22 protein-coding genes are annotated in these 21,193 nt (G+C 51.6%); 12 read left to right on the top strand and 10 right to left on the bottom strand.

Annotated features, from left to right (window positions below):
• The first annotated feature begins 141 nt into the window (after positions 1–141).
• From ahcY to DXV75_RS00465, 5 genes are all read left to right on the top strand, one after another.
• A complete protein-coding gene (gene ahcY, locus DXV75_RS00485; protein ID WP_181898311.1) occupies positions 142–1,533 on the top strand; it encodes an adenosylhomocysteinase in 1,392 nt (463 codons plus the stop codon).
• 33 nt (positions 1,534–1,566) lie between these two features.
• Positions 1,567–1,971 (top strand): rhodanese-like domain-containing protein, encoded by a 405-nt coding sequence (locus tag DXV75_RS00480; RefSeq protein ID WP_115591271.1) that lies wholly within the window; start codon positions 1,567–1,569, stop codon positions 1,969–1,971.
• Between the two features lie 78 nt (positions 1,972–2,049).
• Positions 2,050–2,442, top strand: coding sequence for a DUF2721 domain-containing protein (locus tag DXV75_RS00475; protein ID WP_115591270.1), 393 nt, complete (start codon positions 2,050–2,052; stop codon positions 2,440–2,442).
• A complete protein-coding gene (locus DXV75_RS00470; protein ID WP_115591269.1) occupies positions 2,432–3,001 on the top strand; it encodes a GNAT family N-acetyltransferase in 570 nt (189 codons plus the stop codon). Before DXV75_RS00475 ends, DXV75_RS00470 begins: the two co-directional genes overlap by 11 nt.
• Positions 2,998–4,320, top strand: coding sequence for an NAD(P)/FAD-dependent oxidoreductase (locus tag DXV75_RS00465; protein WP_115591268.1), 1,323 nt, complete (start codon positions 2,998–3,000; stop codon positions 4,318–4,320). Before DXV75_RS00470 ends, DXV75_RS00465 begins: the two co-directional genes overlap by 4 nt.
• 1 nt (position 4,321) lies before the next feature.
• Here the strand turns inward: DXV75_RS00465 and tyrS are convergent, their stop codons facing one another.
• Positions 4,322–5,524, bottom strand: a complete 1,203-nt coding sequence (gene tyrS, locus DXV75_RS00460; protein ID WP_115591698.1) for a tyrosine--tRNA ligase — start codon at positions 5,522–5,524, stop codon at positions 4,322–4,324.
• A 192-nt stretch (positions 5,525–5,716) separates the two neighbouring features.
• On the opposite strand from tyrS, the gene DXV75_RS00455 reads away from it, so the two are divergent.
• Both DXV75_RS00455 and DXV75_RS00450 read left to right on the top strand, forming a co-directional pair.
• Positions 5,717–7,036: an OapA family protein gene (locus DXV75_RS00455; RefSeq protein WP_115591267.1), complete on the top strand. Its 1,320-nt coding sequence runs from the start codon at positions 5,717–5,719 to the stop codon at positions 7,034–7,036.
• A gap of 4 nt (positions 7,037–7,040) precedes the next feature.
• Positions 7,041–8,150 carry an anhydro-N-acetylmuramic acid kinase gene (locus tag DXV75_RS00450; RefSeq protein ID WP_115591266.1) on the top strand — a complete coding sequence of 370 codons (1,110 nt, stop codon included), beginning with the start codon at positions 7,041–7,043 and terminating at the stop codon, positions 8,148–8,150.
• Here the strand turns inward: DXV75_RS00450 and dgt are convergent, their stop codons facing one another.
• From dgt to DXV75_RS00435, 3 genes are all read right to left on the bottom strand, one after another.
• Positions 8,151–9,641: a dGTPase gene (gene dgt, locus DXV75_RS00445; protein WP_115591265.1), complete on the bottom strand. Its 1,491-nt coding sequence runs from the start codon at positions 9,639–9,641 to the stop codon at positions 8,151–8,153.
• Between the two features lie 129 nt (positions 9,642–9,770).
• Positions 9,771–10,199 (bottom strand): SRPBCC family protein, encoded by a 429-nt coding sequence (locus DXV75_RS00440; RefSeq protein ID WP_115591264.1) that lies wholly within the window; start codon positions 10,197–10,199, stop codon positions 9,771–9,773.
• 81 nt (positions 10,200–10,280) lie between these two features.
• Positions 10,281–12,053, bottom strand: a complete 1,773-nt coding sequence (locus DXV75_RS00435) for a trans-sulfuration enzyme family protein (RefSeq protein ID WP_115591263.1) — start codon at positions 12,051–12,053, stop codon at positions 10,281–10,283.
• Positions 12,054–12,156: 103 nt separating this feature from the next.
• On the opposite strand from DXV75_RS00435, the gene DXV75_RS00430 reads away from it, so the two are divergent.
• Positions 12,157–13,119 carry a D-2-hydroxyacid dehydrogenase gene (locus DXV75_RS00430; RefSeq protein WP_115591262.1) on the top strand — a complete coding sequence of 321 codons (963 nt, stop codon included), beginning with the start codon at positions 12,157–12,159 and terminating at the stop codon, positions 13,117–13,119.
• 2 nt (positions 13,120–13,121) lie between these two features.
• Here the strand turns inward: DXV75_RS00430 and DXV75_RS00425 are convergent, their stop codons facing one another.
• The 3 genes from DXV75_RS00425 to DXV75_RS00415 all read right to left on the bottom strand — a co-directional run bounded on the left by DXV75_RS00425 (position 13,122) and on the right by DXV75_RS00415 (position 15,063).
• The gene (locus DXV75_RS00425; RefSeq protein WP_115591261.1) at positions 13,122–13,694 is read right to left on the bottom strand and encodes a glutathione S-transferase family protein; all 573 of its coding nucleotides are present in this window, start codon (positions 13,692–13,694) and stop codon (positions 13,122–13,124) included.
• Between the two features lie 177 nt (positions 13,695–13,871).
• A complete protein-coding gene (erpA, locus tag DXV75_RS00420) occupies positions 13,872–14,216 on the bottom strand; it encodes an iron-sulfur cluster insertion protein ErpA (protein WP_115591260.1) in 345 nt (114 codons plus the stop codon).
• A gap of 85 nt (positions 14,217–14,301) precedes the next feature.
• Entirely contained in the window at positions 14,302–15,063 is a 762-nt protein-coding gene (locus tag DXV75_RS00415) for a DUF6776 family protein (protein ID WP_115591259.1), read from the bottom strand.
• A 122-nt stretch (positions 15,064–15,185) separates the two neighbouring features.
• Between DXV75_RS00415 and DXV75_RS00410 the strand changes: the two genes are divergently transcribed.
• From DXV75_RS00410 to DXV75_RS17080, 3 genes are all read left to right on the top strand, one after another.
• Positions 15,186–16,865, top strand: a complete 1,680-nt coding sequence (locus DXV75_RS00410) for a chloride channel protein (protein ID WP_115591258.1) — start codon at positions 15,186–15,188, stop codon at positions 16,863–16,865.
• 63 nt (positions 16,866–16,928) lie between these two features.
• On the top strand, positions 16,929–17,357 hold the full coding sequence (gene hemJ, locus DXV75_RS00405; RefSeq protein WP_115591257.1) for a protoporphyrinogen oxidase HemJ: 429 nt from the start codon (positions 16,929–16,931) through the stop codon (positions 17,355–17,357).
• A gap of 115 nt (positions 17,358–17,472) precedes the next feature.
• A complete protein-coding gene (locus tag DXV75_RS17080; protein WP_181898310.1) occupies positions 17,473–17,643 on the top strand; it encodes a hypothetical protein in 171 nt (56 codons plus the stop codon).
• On the opposite strand, the gene DXV75_RS00400 is transcribed toward DXV75_RS17080, so the two are convergent.
• Positions 17,630–18,340, bottom strand: a complete 711-nt coding sequence (locus tag DXV75_RS00400; RefSeq protein ID WP_115591256.1) for a UPF0149 family protein — start codon at positions 18,338–18,340, stop codon at positions 17,630–17,632. The two genes, DXV75_RS17080 and DXV75_RS00400, sit on opposite strands and share 14 nt — an antisense overlap.
• 57 nt (positions 18,341–18,397) lie before the next feature.
• Between DXV75_RS00400 and DXV75_RS00395 the strand changes: the two genes are divergently transcribed.
• Positions 18,398–19,597 carry an Nramp family divalent metal transporter gene (locus tag DXV75_RS00395; RefSeq protein WP_115591255.1) on the top strand — a complete coding sequence of 400 codons (1,200 nt, stop codon included), beginning with the start codon at positions 18,398–18,400 and terminating at the stop codon, positions 19,595–19,597.
• Here the strand turns inward: DXV75_RS00395 and DXV75_RS00390 are convergent.
• Complete coding sequence (locus tag DXV75_RS00390; RefSeq protein ID WP_115591254.1) at positions 19,583–20,719, bottom strand: MalY/PatB family protein; 1,137 nt, start codon at positions 20,717–20,719, stop codon at positions 19,583–19,585. The two genes, DXV75_RS00395 and DXV75_RS00390, sit on opposite strands and share 15 nt — an antisense overlap.
• Positions 20,720–20,803: 84 nt before the next feature.
• The gene (locus tag DXV75_RS00385; RefSeq protein ID WP_115591253.1) at positions 20,804–21,187 is read right to left on the bottom strand and encodes a response regulator; all 384 of its coding nucleotides are present in this window, start codon (positions 21,185–21,187) and stop codon (positions 20,804–20,806) included.
• Positions 21,188–21,193 lie beyond the last annotated feature (6 nt).

Raw genomic sequence — 21,193 nt, 5'->3', positions numbered from 1 at the left:
CGCCAGGCCGACATATTAAGCCTGCATTCCTTCTGCACTCGACTATCATCAGTAATGATTGAAATTTGTACGCAATTGTTAAATTATTGGTAGCGCTGTACCACTCAGGACAACCACTCTCACCAGCGGAAGACGGCATTTATGAAACCAGATGATCATGTAATGGCAACGGGCGACTACAAAGTCGCAGATATTTCACTCGCCGAATGGGGGCGCAAGGAACTCACTATTGCCGAAAGCGAAATGCCGGCGCTTATGGCAATCAGGAATAAATATCGTGCCCAGCAGCCACTCAGGGGAGCCCGCATTCTCGGCTGTATTCACATGACCATTCAGACCGGCGTGCTGATAGAAACCCTGGTGGACCTGGGCGCACAGGTTCGCTGGTCGTCGTGCAACATTTTCTCCACCCAGGATCACGCCGCCGCCGCCATAGCTGCCGCCGGAGTACCGGTTTATGCCTGGAAAGGAGAAACTGAACAGGAATACGATTGGTGCCTTGAACAAACCATCGTAAAAAATGGCAGCCCCTGGAACGCCAACATGGTGCTCGACGACGGTGGTGATCTGACCCAGATGCTGCATGAAAAGTACCCTCAGGTTCTGGACAATGTGCACGGTATTACCGAGGAAACCACCACAGGTGTTCACCGCCTGGTTAAAATGCTCAAAGCCGGCACCCTCAAAGTACCCGCCATCAACGTGAATGATTCGGTAACCAAATCCAAGAATGACAACAAGTATGGCTGTCGCCATAGCCTCAATGACGCCATCAAACGCGCTACTGATCACCTGCTGGCAGGCAAGAAAGCACTGGTAATTGGCTACGGCGATGTGGGCAAGGGCTCAACCCAGTCACTGCGTCAGGAAGGCATGATCGTTCGCGTTGCGGAAATCGATCCCATCTGCGCAATGCAGGCGTGTATGGACGGCTTTGAAGTGGTATCCCCCTATATAGAGGGCATCAATAACGGTCAGGCGGACAGCATCAACCAGCCCTTACTTCAGAACACGGATGTCGTGGTTACCACCACCGGCAATATTGGTGTCTGCAATGCCAACATGCTCAAAGCACTCAAGCCGGGGGCGGTTGTGTGCAACATTGGGCATTTTGATAACGAGATCGACACCGCTTTTATGCGCAATAACTGGCGCTGGGAACAAATCAAACCCCAGGTGCACAAAATCTATCGCAGCGAGGATGAAAAAGACCATTTGCTGTTGCTGTCGGAAGGGCGGCTGGTTAATCTTGGCAATGCCACCGGCCACCCGTCCCGCATTATGGACGGTTCATTTGCCAATCAGGTGCTGGCGCAAATCCACCTTTTTCAGCAAGGTTTCGCAGACCTGCCACCGCGGGAGCAAGCCCAGCGTCTGGGTGTGGAAGTTCTTCCAAAACAGCTTGACGAAGAGGTGGCCAGATACATGGTCGAAGGGTTTGGCGGGGTGATAACGAAGTTAACCCCCGAACAGGCGGAGTACATCCATGTGGGTGTACAAGGGCCCTTCAAGCCCGACAACTACCGCTACTAAAACGGTTAAAAGCAGGGCAGTCAGGGTAACTATATGAAGCATCAGACATTAATTATCGCAGTTGTGCTTACGCTTCTGCTTTTACCTGCCCTGTACAACCGGGCGGAAACCACGCCGCCCGGCACTGTCCAGGCGTCGGCAGAATTGTTGGACAAAGTCAGTCAGCAGGACTGGTTGCTGATTGACGTACGCAGCGCGGAAGAGTTTGCAGAAGGGCACATACCCGGCGCCATTAATATGCCCTATGACAAAATCGGCGAATACGTGAGTTCACTAAGGGCATACCAGAACAAGCCCGTTGTCTTGTACTGCCGCTCCGGCAGACGGGCCCGTCTGGCAATGGAAGTACTGGCAGAACACCAGTTCAATGACCTTCGCCACCTGGAAGGTGACATGATGGGATGGTATGAGGCAGGTCTGCCCATTGACCAGATGTAAAGGATGCCGGGATAGTCAAAACCTTCGGGCGTTGCTACACTGGCTAATTACTGATTATGCTGTTAATGATCCTTGCGAATGATAATTGATATTGCTACTCCGGCCATGCTGTTTCCGGCCATATCCCTGTTACTGCTTGCCTATACCAACCGCTTTCTGGCCCTGGCCACCATCATTCGAAATTTCACCCGTGAAATTATGGATCACAATACGTCGGCCCAAATCCGCAATTTGCGCCAACGCATACAGCTGATCAAGAGAATGCAGATTGCCGGCGTCATCAGCTTCTTTTTGTGCGTACTTTCCATGCTGGCTATTTACCTGACCTACCAGACTGCAGGCAACTGGATATTTGCCGCCAGTCTGGTCTGCCTGCTTTATTCGCTATGGATGTCGGTAAGGGAAATCCTCATATCGGTGGAAGCCCTGGATGTGCACCTGGAAGCAATGAAGGGCCGGCATGACCAGTAGTGTGGAATACACACCTCTGGATCCGGGTCATTTTGAACAAGTCATTACCCTGGGAAACGAGGTTCATGGCGACAATTATCTGTCGATGTCGTCAATAAAACACATTTATCAAAAGAGCTGGCATCATAACATTAATGCCAGCTGGGTTGCGTTGCAGAACCAGCAGATTGTTGGCTTCCGCCTCACCTACGCCCATTCCCAGTGGCAACCGGACAAATGGTGCAGCCCTGAGAAGTGGCCCGTCGATGCCGAAAAAGTATGTTATTTCAAATGCAATACGGTTTCTCCCCTGGCACAGAAACAAGGAATTGGCAGCAGATTACTGCAGTTGTCAATTGAACGTGCCGCTCAGCAAGGCGCTCAGGCAGGTCTGGCCCATATTTGGCTGGCCAGCCCCGGCAACAGTGCCTACCGGTATTTTGTCCACAACGGTGGCCAGCTCATCAAGGAGCACCCCAATAAGTGGCGCCACGATTCTTTGTACGAAGGCTATGTTTGCCCGGTGTGCCCGGGGCCTTGTGAATGCACAGCCGCAGAAATGATGTTACGGTTTAAATGAATTACGACCCTTTAAGAAGTTTTGGCGTAAGCCCACACCATCCCCATGCCAGCAGTTATTGGCGGGCTAATTTCACCCCCTGCAAGTTTGACACTCTCAATTCCGACGTTACGACCGATGTGGCCGTGATAGGCGCAGGATATACCGGACTGTCCGCGGCCTGCGAACTGGCCCGTCAGGGTCAGAACGTTACTGTAATCGACAGTCACGAAATCGGATTTGGCTGTGCGGGGCGCAATGCCGGATTTGTTCTTTCTGGCACCGGGCGCCTGAGCCTGACAGACATACAAAAAAAGTGGGACAAAGCCACTGCCCTGGGCATGCAAAGAGAGTTTTCCGATGCAGTGACTGAACTCAAAAACCTGATTCATGAAGGTGATATCGACTGTGACCTGGCCGAGGGGCCTTACTACAAAATCGCCCACAGCACCAGGCAGGCTAGTTTGATGCAACAACGCCTGACCCACCTTCAACACCACTTTGATTCCGACGCAGAATATCTATCATCAGCTCAGTTGCAGTCCAGAATGAATATCAGCGGAGCCCATGGCGCCACCGTCCAATCCGGGCTTGCCCTCAATCCGCTCAAGCTTATCGACGGTTACGCCGGACTCGCGAACCGGTTAGGCGCCAGCATTTACACCCAATCGCCGGCAATGGCGCTGGAACGTTCACTTGCCGGCCATCGAATACACACTCCTGGCGGCACCATTACGGCCAAAAATTTACTTGTAGCCACTAACGCGTACACGCCAAAGTCCTTTAGCCCTGCCGTGGATGGCCGTCAGTTTCCGGTGCAGTCCAGCGTACTGGTTACCGCGCCACTCAGCGAAGCCCAACGGGCCTCAACAGGGCTGGCGGGCCCCATGACCATGATGGATACCCGCATGATGAAGTACTATTACCGGGTATTGCCCGATGGTCGTCTGCTGTTTGGGGGGCGCGGGGCCGTGAACGCCAAACAGGCAGACAATCAGTCTTCCTGCCAGCGCCTGACCAGAGCCATGCTCAAAAGCTTCCCGTCGCTGTCAGGGATAGATGTGGATCACTTCTGGAGCGGCTGGGTCAGTGTCTCACTCGACAGTCTGCCCCGGGTAACTTTCGACCCTCAAACCAGGGTTGGGTATGCCATGGGGTATTGCGGCTCCGGCGTTTCGTTTGCCAGCCTGGCAGGAAAACGGCTGGCCCAACGGGCGATGGGCATGAGGGTTAACTTCCAGCTTCCTATCTATCAGGGGGCGCTGCCACGTTATCCTTTTCCTGCGGCAAGACGCTTGGGGCTGCGCGCCCTGTATGGTTGGGCGCGCGTGGCGGAATAATCTAGTTTGTCAGGGTTACCCGGGCAAACTTACGCTTGCCCACCTGATACACCTTTTCTCCCGGCTCGGTCAGCACCAAGCGCGTATCAGTTACCTTTTCACCGTCAATTTTTACCGCGCCCTGTTTGATCATGCGCATTGCGTCGGATGTAGAACCCACCAAATCCGCTTCTTTCAGCAAGTTTCCAATTGCAATTTCACCGTCGGTCAGAGCAAGAGTAACCTCGGGCATATCATCCGGAATGGCGTTTTTCTGAAAACGCTGAATGAAATCCTGATGTGCAGCTTCGGCTGCCTGTTCGTCATGGAAACGGGCAATCAGTTCCTTTGCCAGCAGGATCTTAGTGTCTCTTGGGTTTGCACCAGCTTCCACCTGGGCTTTTAATTCTGCGATCTCTTCCAGTGGGCGGAAACTCAGCAAATCGTAGTATCGCCACATCAAATCGTCGGATACCGACATCACTTTGCCGAACATGTCGTTTGGTGCATCAGTAATACCGATATAGTTATTCAAAGACTTGGACATTTTCTGAACGCCGTCCAGCCCTTCCAGCAAAGGCACCATAACAATGGCCTGTGGTGACTGTCCATTGTCTTTCTGCAGCTCCCTGCCCATCAGGAGGTTGAAGCGCTGATCGGTTCCACCCAGCTCCACATCAGCTTCCAGCGCCACCGAGTCCCAACCCTGAACCAGCGGGTACAGAAACTCATGAATGGCGATTGGCTGGCCGTGGTTGTAGCGCTTTTTGAAGTCATCACGCTCCAGCATACGGGCAACTGTCTGGCTGGCTGCCAGCTTGATCATGCCTGCGGCACCGAGCTGATCCATCCACTCCGAGTTAAACCGGATTTGGGTCTTTTCAGGATCAAGGATTTTAAACACCTGTTCCTGATAGGTTTTTGCATTTTCCAGCACCTGATCGCGATTTAAGGGCTTGCGCGTCACATTTTTCCCTGTAGGATCCCCAATCAGGCCCGTAAAATCACCAATCAGGAAAATCACATTGTGGCCAAGCTGCTGGAACGCACGCAATTTGTTGATCAAGACAGTGTGACCAAGATGCAGGTCTGGCGCAGTAGGATCGAAACCGGCTTTGACCGTGAGGGTTTTTCCTGATTTGAGTTTTTCAATTAGCTCTTCTTCAGGCAGGATTTCATCCGTACCCCGTTTAATTTCAGCCAATGCTGTTTGCCAGTCGCTCATGCTTGATCCCACACTGTATATTTTTCGGGTTGTTACTAGGCCGGGCATTTTACGCATCAGAATGAACCATTGAAAGGTTTGAGCGTCAAAAAGCCGGTTGTAAACCCCATCCACAAGATAAAAAGTTGCTTTTTTGAGCAGTTGATGTAGAAACTATACTGTGAAAGCGATATTCTCAGTTTGGGTTGTATTATGAGAATGAAATTGAATACTTCCGTGATCCTAAACACGTTAAAAACCTTACCCAGGCCCCACCGGGCCGGGCTGGCAGTGGCAAGCTTCTTTATCAGCGCGCTGATTTTCCTGCCTTCCGAACCGGTAGAAGCCAGCCGCCATAAAGACTCCACCATCCTGGATGCCGGAGTCAGGTATCCCCTTACCATCGAACTCGAAGAAGCTCCAGACATTCTGCTCAGCGAAGACGAGACCGACTGGCAGGTTTTCAAGGTCGGCAATGGCGATACACTGGCCAAAATTTTCAAACGAGCCGGGCTTTCAGCGCAGGATACTTACCGCGTAACCCATGCAGGCGAACTGGGTAAAAACCTGGTAACCTTGTTGCCTGGCGACGAACTGGCTCTGAAAACCGGTAGCAACGGAGAGTTTGAGAAACTTCGTTACGAGCTTTCCCCTACCCAGACACTGATGATCGTGGCCGACGCTGATCAACCTGAGTTGCAGGCGAAACTGCAAACCAAGGAAATTGATGTGCGGCACAATTTTGCTCAGGGTGAAATCACGTCCAGTTTCTGGAACGCCGGTGTTGCCGCCGGGCTTACCGACAATCAAATCATGCACCTGGCGGGCATTTTCGGCTGGGACATCGACTTTGCCATGGAAATCCGACAGGGCGATACCTTCAACGTGGTGTTTGAAGAACAGTACATTGACGGCGAGTTTGTTGGTTATGGCGACATTGTCGCCGCAGAGTTTATCAACCAGGGCGAACAGTTCCTGGCAATTCAGCACGAAGACGGTAACTACTACACGCCGGAAGGCCGCAGTATGCGCAAGAGCTTCCTGCGTGCTCCGGTGAGCTTCAAATACGTCAGCTCCAACTTTACCAAGGCTCGCTTCCATCCGGTACAAAAGCGCTGGAAAGCGCACCGCGGAACCGACTATGTGGCTGCAGTGGGTACCCCAATTATGGCGGCCGGTGACGGCAAAGTTATTGAAGCAGGTTACAACAAATACAACGGTAACTATGTATTCGTCCAGCACGGTGAAAAATACACCACCAAATATCTGCATTTAAAAAGCAAAGCCGTAAAAACCGGGCAACTGGTCAAGCAGGGCCAGACTCTGGGTTATCTTGGCAGCACAGGGATGGTTACCGGCGCCCATCTGCACTACGAATTTTTGGTCGACGGTGTGCATCGCAACCCGCGCACGGTAGAGCTGCCCAAAGCCATGCCGATTGACGACAACCAGCGCGAAGCCTTCATGGAAATCGCCCAGCATCGCATGGAACAACTGAATACGACCAAGCGTATTATGCTGGCCATGAAGTAGCCTTATGGCCTATTTCATCGGCCTGATGTCTGGCACCAGCATGGACGGCGTTGACGCCGTCCTGTGCGACATAACAAAAAGCAGTCTTAACACCCTGGATGCCGTCAGCGAAACTTACCCTCCTGCATTACTAAACCAACTGCATGGACTCTGTCAGCCCGAAGCGGATGAAATTAACCGTTTAGGGTTTGCCGATACTGCGGTCGCCAGGGTGTACGCACAGGCAGTGTTCCGTTTGTTGAATAAAGCGGGCGTGCCTGCATCAACAATCAGGGCCATCGGGTCTCACGGCCAAACCATACGGCATTACCCGCCAGCTGAAACTCATGGTTTTACCCTTCAGATTGGCGACCCCAATACTCTGGCCGCACTAACAGGCATTGACGTAGTCGCGGATTTCAGGCGCAAGGACATGGCTCTGGGCGGTCAGGGTGCACCTCTGGCCCCCCGCTTCCATCAGGCACTGTTTGCCGATGAAAATAATCACCGTGCGGTCATCAATATTGGAGGGATAGCAAACATCACCTTACTGCCCCCCACCAGCTCAGATCAGGCCGTAACCGGCTTTGACACCGGCCCGGGTAACACCCTGCTCGATGCATGGTGCATGAAACACATAGGGAAGGCTTTCGACCAGGACGGTCGCTTCGCCAGTTCGGGAAAAGTCAGTCAGAATCTGCTCAACGACTTGCTCGGTGACCCGTATTTCCGCTTATCCTCTCCAAAGAGCACCGGGCGGGAATACTTCAATCTTGCATGGCTATCCGCGTATTTAAGCGGCTATTCGCTGCCTGCCGAGGATATCCAGGCAACGCTGGTTGCGTTAACGGCACACAGTATCGCCCAGTCACTGCCTCTAAACAATGAGGTGAGTGAACTGTATGTGTGCGGAGGAGGAGCCCACAACCCGGTTCTGATGGCTTTGCTGATGCAGTGCCTGCCCAAAATGCGGGTGACTTCAACCTCTGAGTTAGGGCTGGCCCCACAGTTGGTTGAAGGCGCGGGCTTTGCCTGGCTGGCCTGGGCATACATAAACCGGGTTACCGGGAATCTGCCCAGCGTTACCGGTGCCGGCCGCACCGCCGTATTAGGAACACTTTGCCCGGGCGAATGATTAATCCTGAACCGTCAGACTTTTGTATTCATCGTACGCAAATTGATCCGTCATGCCACTGATAAAATCCTGTATCAGGCGGCAACGACAATATTTTTCCCAGATTCGGGGCGCATTTACCGCTTCCTCAATCGGGTTTTCAACCGCATTTCGGTATGCTCGTACGTGCTTACGCGGCAGTTTGTTTATCAGGCGCTGTTCAACCGGATGCTGCCGGGAAAAGCCATAATCCCGCTCAATCAAGCCGCCAAATGCGTCCTTGGGCAGCAACAAAAGCGGCATATAATAGTCCAGCAGGCCCGACAGAATGCGATGCCCCCTGAGCTCCTGCAGTTCAACCTCGCTGTGGCAGAACACCTGCTCAAGGGCCACCTTTTTAAACGCCTCAGCCACAAAATGCGCCGGACTGTGGTCCTCCAGCAAGGGGGCGTTAAAGGTACCGGCAAAGATGGCATCGAAATTATCGACAAAACGCTTTGCAGCAAAATTTACCAAAATATGCTGCAACTGAACCCGCAGAGAGATAAAAAACTGGTGATCTTTATCAACCGTCTCGCGGCTATAGCTCTCGTACGCCGTTTTCAGCATATCCGTAAAACGGATTCTGCGGCCGAAATACTCCAGCGTAGGATCATCAACCTTCTGCTTCAGCGATTCAAAGGCCTCGGGTAGCAACGTCATCAGTTCGTTGACACTGAGAATATTCTTTTCTACCGCATCCTCAATGTCTGCAAAGCAATAAGAAATATCATCAGCGGCTTCCATGATATAGCTCAGAAAATGCCTTGACTGCGACGACATATTCAGTGCCCTGTACATTTCTTCTACCTGTGTTTTTTCCGACAGATAATACCCAGGCTTTCTCATCAGGTAAGACCGGGCTTCAGGAATGTCTTTTTTGTCCAGATACGCCGGGCGGGTATATTTGGTCAGCCCCGCTATCTGGCTGTAGGTAAGATTCAGATTCAGCAGCGACGTAACAATACGTATGGCCTGCGCGTTTCCCTCAAACTGCCTGAGGTCATTACTGACGGAAAAATACAACAATGGCGCTTCAAGACGAAGATCGTTGGGAAGTATGCGTTGCAGGTTGTGGGCGAACCAGTCTGAAATGGCCTTCTCGCCAAAGTGCCCGAATGGCGGATTACCAATATCGTGCATCAGGCAGGCCATTTCCACCAGACTTTCAATTGCGCGGAACCATTCACGACAATCGCCAACAATCCCCCGCTGTAACTTTGATAACCGGTACTCGATTTGCTGCACGATGAAACGGCCGACCTGCTGAACCTCAAGGGAATGAGTCAGGCGGCTTCGGACTGCTGCGTTGCGTTCCAGCGGAAACACCTGGGTTTTCTGCTGCAACCGTCTTACCGCCGCAGAGTTGATGATCCGCCCCCGATCGCTTTCAAGCGCGGTCTGCAAAATTGCCGCTGGCTTTCCCAGTTTTCGCTGTGAGGTAAGTTTTGTCGAGAAATCAATCGGTTTCATCTGTGGTTCTGGTCCTTATTGGCACTGCACCAGCCACTCTACTATAAACAACCCTGCTAATGCCATGGCCCCTGGAGCACGCTTCGGCAATTCTGCGCCCTCCTATGAAGGCGTATTTTATAAGGAAGGCTAAAACTTCAGCTGAGACAATTTTTCAAGGCAGTCTACCCAACCCAGTTGGTGCTGATCCCGTTCGGTCTTATTCATAAACCCACTGTGCAACAGGTGCACAGACGACAAATTTGGCCCCAATGCCTCAAATTTTATGTCTACGCTGGTGATAACACTTTCCTCCCGATTGTCCTCCCAGGCCCAGGAAAAGACCAGCTCCTCGTTGGCCAGAATGGTCGCGAACTGGCCGGTCAGCGAGTAACTATCACCGCTGGGTTCCATCATGCTCACCCGGTAGCGCCCGCCTTCGGCAAAATTGGACATCACCTGGGTAATTTGCACGTCTCCGGGGGCAAACCATTGCATCAGCAAATCCGGTTTGTGAAATGCGTCAAACAGATGGGTAACGGAAAAGGGGAAGGTCGCTTTCAGCGTAAAGTGATACATACCAGCACCGGATTAACTTGCTCCCTCACAGTATCGGCAAAGGAGCGATTTCTTGCAAAGTATCCCGTCACCGACTGTATGTCAGGCTAACCAGTCTGCCACACTGCGGAGGCCGCCGTGATACTGTTCACAGACCCGGAGACTGACCTTAAGATACAGTGCATCAATTTCAGATGCCGACATAAAACCGGCTGAAAATCCGGGTACACTGGGGTCAATGAAATGAGCGGCGGTCACAATGAAATGTGCCATCAGCTGTTTGACGTTGTCTGTGCCCATAGCTATTCGCATGGTCGTAGGTTCAATACCCGCTTTCTTCTGCTCTTCGAAACTCATTTCAGAATGCGATGTCAGCGCCGGACATAAAATAATGGTGTTGTTCTGACCAATGCTCACCTGGTGGCTAAAGGCAGGTTCAAGGGCATCAAAGAAACGACGAAATTCTGATTTGGTTAACCCTGCGGGTGCCATATCTACGGTAAACAGGGGGCAGGGCCAGCCATATTTGTGCTGCTTTTCTTTTAGCCCCGCATTCGGATGTTCAACCAGGGCATGGCTGTTTACCCGTATTTTAGGGTGATGGGCAAGAAATTCCGTAAACACCTGGGTATTGATGACCTTGCTCAGCATACGCTGTTCAAGGGTCTTCATTCCATTTAGCACATCAAAAGCCTTTTCCGAATCCAGAAAGGCACCTTTGATGTAGTAAACATCCCAAAACAGGGTTTTCGACCAGTCCACCCCGTTTATGCATTCGCCTTTGGGCTGGAACATCCGGTAAGTTTCACCGATGATCACACCTGCGGTTGTCGCACCACTGCCACAAATATCCTTGGTATAACTGTGCACTACGTAATCCGGGCGCGCACACTTGTCCGGGTGGCGCAATGGCTGATGTAAAACCGGTGTGGCCAGGGTCGCGTCCAGCATCACCAGGGCGTTGTGTTTATGCGCTTGTCGGCATATGGCCGGCACGTCCAACACATAACCGTGCGGGTTACAGGGCGACTCCAGATATACATGCATGGCCGCTCCGGCTCCAAGTTCCATTTCATAGCGGCGTCTGGTGGCTGCCATGAATTCGATAAACTCCTGCTCAGTGTAGCCATCGAACCAGGCCAGCTTAATATCAAACCGCTCCGCCTTGGCGTAATAGTCGTGCAACAACTGATACACGCCGCCATAGACATTGCGGGAAACAATCAGGATGTCACCGTGATGCAATACATTCGAAAGCAAACCATCAATTGCAGCCATTCCGGAATTGAAATTCCAGGCCAGATAGCCTTCTGCATACGGGCCCGCTTCCAAATCCACGATGGCGTTTGCCAGCGAAATGTTGGTGGGATTGAGTAAACGGGAATAAATTTGGTGAGTAGCTTCCTTACCCTGGAACGCATCGTCTACCCATTCGGTACAGGCATATACATAGGTTGCTGTGCGCACCACCACCGGAGTCGCCGAAAAAAGCGCGGTCACATTATCAAACAGCGGGTAATGGTTCTGCCCCCCATCGGGACCGGCCAAACTTTGATACACTTTTCGAAACGGGTTCTGTAGGCTGTCGAGGATTTTGGCAATCTGAAACGACAAAAACTTCTTCGCGTTGAAATACGCCACCCTGTCTTCTTTACTTAACGTTTTCAGTGTGTTGCTGGTAATATTCCACAGCTCCATTACATCGGCCTGGGCCTCGTAGAGATGTCGGGCAGTAGCGCCAAGTGCCTGGCCATAATCACTTTGCCCGTCAATTCCGAAGTGTTGTAATTGCTCAGAAACCAAGGTCTCCATGCTGGTTGCCTGGGTTGAATTTCGCATTGGTGACAGTATTTTAGCTTGTTGTAATCGAGTCATTAGCGCTTCCTTTTGGTGTTACAAAAATGTAAATCGACATTTGCCTTTAATAAACAGCCAAAGAGAAAGTGATAATTCCGCCATAAGGAAACAAATCTTTACTATGAATGCCGCAAATGTTCAGCCTGCTTTACACATCAGTATTTTAAGTGCAGACGCCAATGCGTATGAGGCTCAACTGAATGCCTGCCTTCCACACAATGCCAGAGTGATCCAGGCCGCCAGCAACAGTGATCAGATTGATTGCAGTAAAATTAGCATCCTGCTGGCTGATCCTAATCTGGCAGCCCAGGTAATTCCGCACAGCCCCGGGCTTATCTGGTGCCAGTCAACCTGGGCGGGTAATGCGCCGCTGCTGAAACTGGCCAGGCGGGATTACCGACTGACCGGTGTAAAAGGCGTATTCACCCGACAAATGCGGGAATACCTGTTTGCCTATCTGCTGCATTTTTCGCGCAATGTGGACGGGTTCAGACAAGCGCAGTTGCAGGCCCGGTCCCGTTGGTCAGTTCCCGGGTACTTCTCTTTGCAAAACAAAACGATTGGTATTTTAGGCGCAGGTTCCATTGGGCAATCGCTGCTGCCAGCGCTACACATGTTCGGGCTTCGCTGTGTGGCTCTGGTCAATTACGGGCGGCGTATGGAAGGATTCGATGCCGTATACCCCCCTGATCAGAAAGCCGGGTTTGCGGCCGAATGTGACTTTGTGTTCAATCTTCTTCCGGACACACCATCAACCCGCCATATGATTGACGCTGAATTTCTGAAAAATCTCCATCCGGAGGCAGTGCTGATCAATGCAGGCAGGGGATCAGTGCTGGAGGAGCAGGCATTGCTCGAAGCGCTGGACAACCAGCAGTTAAGGGCGGCGGTGCTGGATGTATTCGAGCAGGAACCTCTACCCGACGAGCATCCTTACTGGTCTCACGAAAAAATCTGGATAACCCAACACACAGCAGCAGAGTCGCAGCCCGAAGATATTGCAGAAGTGTTTCTGAACAACCTGTCACGCCTGCAACAAGGCCTGCCGCTGCTGTATGAATTTGATTTCACGAAAGGCTATTAACCTCATTCCCGTGGATCGGTGGCGGTAATCTCTATACGATCCACGTGCTTCTCGCGAAACGCTTTAAGATGGTCATATCCTTTCAGGCTGTGCAACTGGCGAAATTCAACCCAGTCGATTAGGGTATAAAGGCAGATTGCCGGGTAATCCCAGCCTTCGAAACCACCCAGTGCAACCTGCTTGTTCAGCGCTGCCAGCGTGGCCTCAACCCGCTCCTTCTGCAACCGCAAAAACAACCGGTCTTCCCCTGTATCATAGTCAGAGCGCTTCATCAGCAGCAAAGACACCAGCGAATCATTGGCTGCGTCCACCAGTGTCAACTGGTTTTCCTGCTCCCAGTTCAGTGTCGTAAAATCAAATTTGTCGGCAAGATAGCGGTAAATTACCCTGGAATCGAATATCATCTGCCCCTCGTCTTCCAGGCATGGTACCTTCAGCGCAGGATTTCGGTTTGCCAGGGTATCGCGGTCATCGCCCTCAAAAATTTGCAGATTGATAAACTCATGTGGCGTTTGTGAAAGAATGATTCGAATGCGTCGCACATAAGGTGACGTAGTGGAGCCAAAAAGTTTCATATGCCTACTCACGTTCCAACCGGGTGTTTTGTGATAATGGATCACCAAAAGCTAACATAGTTTGACAGACAATAGCGAAAACGGAAGGTTCCGCCCAGTAAAAGCCAGTAAAAGTGAATAATCGAAGTGCAGTCTCGGAAGCCTGGGCGCCACCACTGGCTGACGCCCTGAACTGAATCAGATACTGAAGCTGGAGCCACACCCACAGGTTGTTGTAGCATTGGGGTTATTGACCAAAAACCGGGAACCTTCAAGGCCATCGACGTAATCCACAGTGCCGCCAACCAGATATTGCAGGCTCATAGGGTCAACCACCAGAGTCACATCTTCCTTTCTGATGGTCATGTCACCTTCGTTAACTTTTTCGTCAAACGTAAAGCCGTACTGAAAACCGGAACAACCTCCGCCGGTCACGTAAACACGTAATTTCAGTGCCGGATTTTCCTCCTCAGTTACCAGCTCTTTTACCTTGCGGGCAGCGGCGTCGGAAAATTCAATCGGCAAGGCCATCTCAACAGACATAGTTACCTCATAATGATTTACCCGGCGGGACCTCCCGCAGAGCTTTCCTGCAGCATCGAGGGCAGGAAGATTAGCTGGCAATTATCTAATAACTGCCAGCGTCTATCAACTCATTAGCGCCAGTCTCGCGGGAGCCAGCGTCAGGTTCATCATACACCTGCAACCAGGCCACGCGCCGCTGATAGTCACCCCGCTTGGTTGTGTACTGATACACTTCGGTGGAAAACTCAATGTACTCCGGAGTAAAGCCTTCGGGTAACTGAAACGGAATTTCCACTGCCTGAAAGTACTTGAAACGATAGACCAAGTCGCCTTCGGGCATAAAGTCAGGCTGACCGGGGTTCAGCTCGGCCGGTTTATCACCCAGCACCCCGAGAATTTTAATCGCCAGCTTGCCTTTCACAACCGCTTTGTTCTGACGCTGCTGCAATAACACGAAACTCAGGCGATAAAGGCCACCGCCACTTGGGTTGACCTGCAGTCCGTCGACAGCGAAGCCATCCTGTGTCGTTTCGGGAGCAACCACCCGCTGATAAAATCCCAACTTTTGTTGTTGCTCACGGCTCTGCTGGTTCAACTTAATCATTTCATCCTGCAAAGATAACAATGCCCGTTTGGAGAGTTCTGCATCCACCTCCAGACGGGCCAGTTTATCCCGCAGCCCGGCATTTTCCTCCACTAGCATGGCACTGGTTTGCATGGCGTTATCAAGTACTTTGGCGTTGTTGTGCCAATGATAGCCGGCCAGGCGGTACCCCAGATATACCATGGCCAGCATGGCCGCAGTAATAAGCACCGTGAGGCGCAATGGATTGAACTGTCGCTTGAGGTCAGACAGTGATACCACAGTCAAAAATCCTGCCAGTTGAAGGGAGTCGTCATTAGATTCACCTTACATGAGTCATAACATTATGAAAAGCAAACGCTTGTGGTAAGCTAACCAACATACGCAGTTTATCTGAATTTTCCATGCGCCTTTCTGCACTCAGACAAGAATTAGCCCACCCCCGTACCACGGTGCAGCTTTGCCTGCTAGGTATTGTCGGAGGAGTCTGCGCCGCTCTGCTGATCATTCTGTTTAGACTATGCGTGGAATGGCTGCAACACAACGCCCTGACCCATTATCAACTGTGGCTGGGCGATGCCGGCTATCTGGCCTGGGCTCTTTTGCCCATATCTTCGGTTTTGCTGATTCTGCTTATTGCCTTTATCACCGGGTTCAAACATTACCGGTTAGGCATTCCGTTTGTCATTCACCGGGTGAAGTACTATTACGGGCACATTCCTTTTCGTACCACCATAAATCAGTTTTTCGGTGGCATGCTGGCGCTCGCCGGTGGATTTGTCGTTGGCAGGGAAGGCCCATCCGTGCACCTTGGCGCTGCCGGCAGCAGCTTTCTGGGGCAATGGATGCGACTGCCCTACAACAGTATCCGGATTTTGGCTGGCTGTGGTATTGCGGCAGGCATTTCCGCGTCGTTCAATACCCCATTTGCCGCAGTCATATTTGTAATGGAAGTGGTACTCAGAGAGTACAAAATCCATATTTTTGTACCTGTTATGCTGGCCGCTGCCTGTGGCTCTGTGCTTACCCGCATGGTGTTTGGCGAGGTCAATGAGTTATCCTTTCTGTCCTTTGCCGCATTCAGCCAGTGGATGTATCTGTACCTGATTTTACTGGGCATAAGTCTGGGCATTCTCGCCACTCTGTTCAACAACCAACTGATGAGAATAATGCAACTTTTCCGGCCGGTGAGCATGGTTTGGCGACTGGTACTAGCCGCTGCCATAACCGGCACCGTCGGAGTGTTCCTGCCTGAAGCAATGGGGGCGAACTCTCTGGACATCGACCGCTTCTTTGATTCAAACCCCACCACCCTTCTGCTGATTGGCGTGCTGATTGCCAAATTTGTGCTGGCGGTATTTGCCATAGGACTGGGTGTGCCCGGAGGCATAATTGGGCCGGTGGTGATTATTGGAATGCTGGCGGGGGCGGTACTGCTGATGCCGATAAGTTCGCTGCTGAACACAGAACAGTACACAAGCAGTTTTGCGTTGCTCGGTGTCGCCGGAATGCTCACCGCAGTGCTGCATGCGCCACTGGCAGCCTTGTCAGCAGTGATGGAGTTGTCCTACAGCCCGCAAATTATTCTTCCCGCCATGCTGGTAATCGTTCCGGCCTATGTTACCTCAACCCAGTTTTTGGGTAACCGCTCTATCTTTATCCGGCAGCTTGACTACCAAAACCTGCCTTACGCCATATCTTCCATTCGCGAAACGCTTGAAAAAACTGGTGTGCTGGCGGCGATGGAGACCCGCTACAAAGTTTTTCACGACGCTCCGGCCAGAGCACTGCAAAATTACCTGTCCCAACATCCGACCGATGTCGTAGTTCAGGTGTCCAGATTTGAAATTGACGTGCAGTACAAACTGGTTCAGTTTGATGTGAGCCTCGATCACAACGCCCAGCCACTGATTTACCACCAGATGGAGGGCCTCAATGCACAGTCCACGTTGCATGAGGTGTATGAAAAACTGCGCAACAGTCGTTCTGGTGCAATTTATGTTTATGACAACGAACCACAGGAAATCATTGGCGTCGTTACCTGGAACACGTTGCAGAGTTTTTTGCAAAAAGCGCAATATTAACCGTGAGTTGGGCGCGGTATTTCAGTAGACTAAAACGCATCGCCTTTAATTTACCGCCATACTATGTCGATACTCTGGCTTAAAGCACTGCACATTTTTTTCATGGTTGCCTGGATGGCGGGGATATTTTACCTTCCGCGCCTGTTTGTGTATCACGCCATGAGCGACAATCAGGAAGTTAAGGACCAATTTAAAATCATGGAACGCCGTCTATGGTTTTTTGTGACTCCTTTTGCATTTCTGACCCTGATATTTGGTGTCGCCCTGATTTGGACCTACGGCCTGAGTTGGTTTAAGTTATCCCATTGGCTGCACATCAAGTTCATTTTTTTACTTGCCATTTACATTTATCACTTCTATTTATTTAAGCTGATGAAGCAATTCGCCAATGATGATAACCGCCATTCAAGCCGGTTCTATCGTTTTCTGAATGAGGCTCCGGTTCTGGTGCTTTTGGCAATAGTCGTTCTGGCCGTGGTGAAACCACTTTAAAACCCACTCGGAAACAGCCACAAAAATACCGGGTAAAACCGCACCAAACATCCAGATGGTACGTATCTGTTTACGGATACAACACACAACAGACCAATTTCCCTCGGGGGGCTCTATGGATGTAAGCAACGAACATCTGAAGTATCTGCTGGACCGCACAGATGTGGCTTTTCAGGCCGTGATGCGTGAACCTGAATGCGATGAATTACATTTAGAATATGAATACGCAAAAACCGAATTGGACCAGTACGTTGCGGTGGTCAGGCAGAATCTTACTTCCCGCTAGTTTCCCTGGGGTCGCGGCCACGCTGGAATGTTTCAAACTGATTCGGTAGAGCACCAGCCAGTTCACCGGCCAGTGTAACGTATTCCACCAACATTGCCGGCAACTGCGCGAACAGTGTCGGCAAGTTCTGCCTTAACTGTTTCGATGCCGTTTCCGGCCTGCAATCAATCGCCAGCTTCGGATTGGCAAGTACAGTAAACAGCTTCAGACAACGGGTTAGCCTTTTCGCAGGGTCTTCGCCGGGTTGAAGCGATGCCCGGCTCCAGGCCTCCTGCCAGCACGCTTCGAGCCTTTGATGACCATGTAACAAACCCGTTAACCAGGATTCCAGCTCCATGCGCTGAGCAGGCATTTCCGACCATTGGCACGCCGCAGGCAGCAAGCGTTTCTGATCTCGCATAGCCTGAAGCGTTGCACGTAACTCTGCCATTAACGCATCAGCAATGGTATTGACGTGGTCTGCGGTATAACGGGCGCCCTGACCGTCAATGACCCAAGGCATCCATGTTTCAGGCATTGGAATTTCGGGGCTCGCAGCCACGGCAAACACATGCCCTTTAACAAAGAAGAGCGGTGGTAACTGCTGCCGCAGATACGGTTCCTCATACAATTTCGCTAATTGCGCCAATTTTGGCCTCGCTTGGCTATACTGATCACTGCTGAACGGGTGCCTTCCATTACTGTCTTTGCCATGCATGGGAGAGCTCAGCCCTGTCCACAGACTATCATACCAAACCTGTCACAGGATCACTCTATGGCGAAGGATAAATCCGGATTCATCATTGCAGCGGCATTTATCGGCCCCGGCACAATCACCACCGCCAGTGTTGCAGGAGCAGATTTTGGATTTCATCTGGTCTGGGCACTGCTGTTTTCGGTGGTAGCCACCATTGTTCTGCAGGATATGGCGGTAAGGCTGGGTGTAACAACCGGTGAAGGCCTGTCAGCTAACCTCAAAAGTCTGGTTACCCGGAATTGGCTGCGCTGGTTGTTTTCCGCTCTGATTGTTGCCGCTATTGGCATTGGCAATGCGGCCTATGAATCAGGCAACCTGACAGGAGCGGCGATAGGTTTGAACAGTTTTCTCGATATTGGTGTAGGGAGCTGGGCTGTTGTACTGGGAGGACTCGCCGCTGTATTACTTTGGAGCGGACATTATCAGCTGATTGAATCCGTATTAGTCTGGCTGGTGTTTGCCATGGCAGCGGTGTTTCTGCTCACTCTTGCCGTTTCACAGCCTAATCTCGGCGAACTGCTTTATCAACTCACTCACCCCCGGCTGGACGACGCGTCTATTACCCCAATTCTGGCCCTCATCGGCACCACCATAGTGCCCTATAACCTGTTTTTGCACGCCAGTCTGGTTGCAAGACACCACACTCCTGGCAATACGGCTGAAGCGATTTCTGAATGTCGCCGTCAATCCGCCCAGGCCATCAGTCTGGGTGGGTTTATCACTGTGGTAGTAGTGGCAACCGCCAGTATGGCCTTTTACAAACAGGCAATTGAGTTGGATGCCAGCAATATGGGGCAACAACTGGCACCAGTTTTGGGTGACTGGGCCCAATGGTTCTTTGCCGCAGGCCTGTTTGCCGCCGGACTGACCAGCGCAATTACCGCTCCCCTGGCAGGGGCCTATGCAGTGTGTGGGGCACTTAACCAGCCGAGCGATTTGAGAAGTGCACCATTCAGGCTGGTATGGATGAGTATAATTGGCGTCGGTGTTGCCATAGCGGCGGCAGGTTTTAAACCAATCGTTGCGATTCTGTTTGCCCAGGCAACTAATGGCCTGTTACTGCCGATCATCGCCGTGTTCCTGCTGCTGGTGATGAACCGAAACCAGCAGTTGGGACCGTTTCGCAACGGTCCCTTTAGCAACCTGCTCGGCACGCTGGTGGTTGGCTTTATCCTGCTACTCGCAAGCTATAAATTGTGGCAATTATTTAGCACTTAACCGGGAAACTATTTCCTTCAGCATAGCGCGGCTGCAACCATAATTGATACGGAAACACTGGTTATTCCCAAAATCCGCGCCTGGTGAAGGCCCTACCCCGCGCTCTTCGGCCCACTTCTGAACGTTATCAACCCCCAAACCGCTGGCATCTATCCAGGCCAGAAAGGTCGCCTGTGGCTGAAGCACTCTCAGCCCTTTGATGGCATTGATGGATTCAACCAGAATTCGACGATTTTCCCGCAGGTATTCCAACTCAGCCTGATGCCAGTCATCGCATTGGGTAAATGCCGCTTCCGTGGCAACCAGGCCCAGTACGTTAGCCCAGGGTACTATGCCTGCTGCGGCCTGGGTAAACTGCTGGCGAAGGCGACGGTTGGGAATGATGGCAAACGACGTTCCCAATCCTGCAACGTTAAATGTTTTGCTCGCAGCCATCAGGGTTATGCTGTTCTGCACCAGCAGAGGATGCTTTCCAGCAGGTACGTGTTTTATCTGAGTGTCGAGGATCAAATCACAATGAATTTCATCAGAACAGAGTAATACGTCATTTTGCTGGCAAATATCAGCCACCCTGTCCAGTTCTTCCCGGGTAAATACACTGCCCACGGGATTCATTGGGTTACACAGGATCAGTAACTTGGCTTTGGGATCAGCAGCCTGCTCCTGCAAAGCATCAAAATCCAGTGTCCAGCGCCCTTCCCGTTCAACAGTGCCAATATCAATCCGCTCCAACCCATTGAGCCTTGGAGCTGCAAGCAAAGGCGGGTAATTCGGTGTCTGAACAATCACCTTGTCACCCGGTTCACAAAACGCCTTACACACCACATTAAAGGCGGGCACTACCCCAGGGTTCCAGACTATCCAGTCCGCTTCAATTTTCCAGCCATGTTTGTCACGCAACCAGCGCATCACCGCCCGGTTGGCAGGCTCGTAGTTGGCGGGTAAGGTATACCCCAGGTTACCGTGTTCAACACGGGCGTTCAGGGCTTCCAGGATTGGATCGGCGCAGCGAAATTCGGTATCGGCTATCCACGTAGGGATGATGTCCTTGCCTTCGTAACGCTGCCATTTCAAGGCAAAGGTACCCTGCCGGGAAGGGGGATTGTCAAAACTGTACGACACGGATTTTCTGACTCCTGAGAAAACTGAGCTGCCCAGTGTAATGATTCCCGCTGGCTGATACCAGTCTGGAGTTATACTGAAAAATCACATCTTAGTTTCGAGCAATCCCCGGATTTTTTCGATCAGGTCGGGAAGTACCACTGGCTTGGCAAAGAAAGCCACAGCACCTAGAGCCCTGGCGGCTAACACATCGTCACGAAGCGCGTCCGCTGTCACCATGATAAAGGGTATGGATAACTCCTGAGCGCGACAAAACTGCAGCAAACTGAGGCCATTCAGATGGGGCATGTTCTGATCACTGATGATCACATCCAGCGATCGGGAAGTTGCCTGCATAAGAAAATCCCGTGCCTGGCGGCTATCGGGAAACGCCAGCACTGTGGCATCAAAGAATTTTTCCAGTGTGCGACACAGGATCTCCATGGCGACGGGATCGTCGTCAATCACAGCAATGGTATTGGAGGGCATGAATCA

Source organism: Alteromonas aestuariivivens, from assembly GCF_003367475.1.
GTDB lineage: Bacteria > Pseudomonadota > Gammaproteobacteria > Enterobacterales > Alteromonadaceae > Alteromonas > Alteromonas aestuariivivens.
Note: the sequence above shows the minus strand (reverse complement) of the source record. Positions and strands in the feature narration are given on the sequence as shown.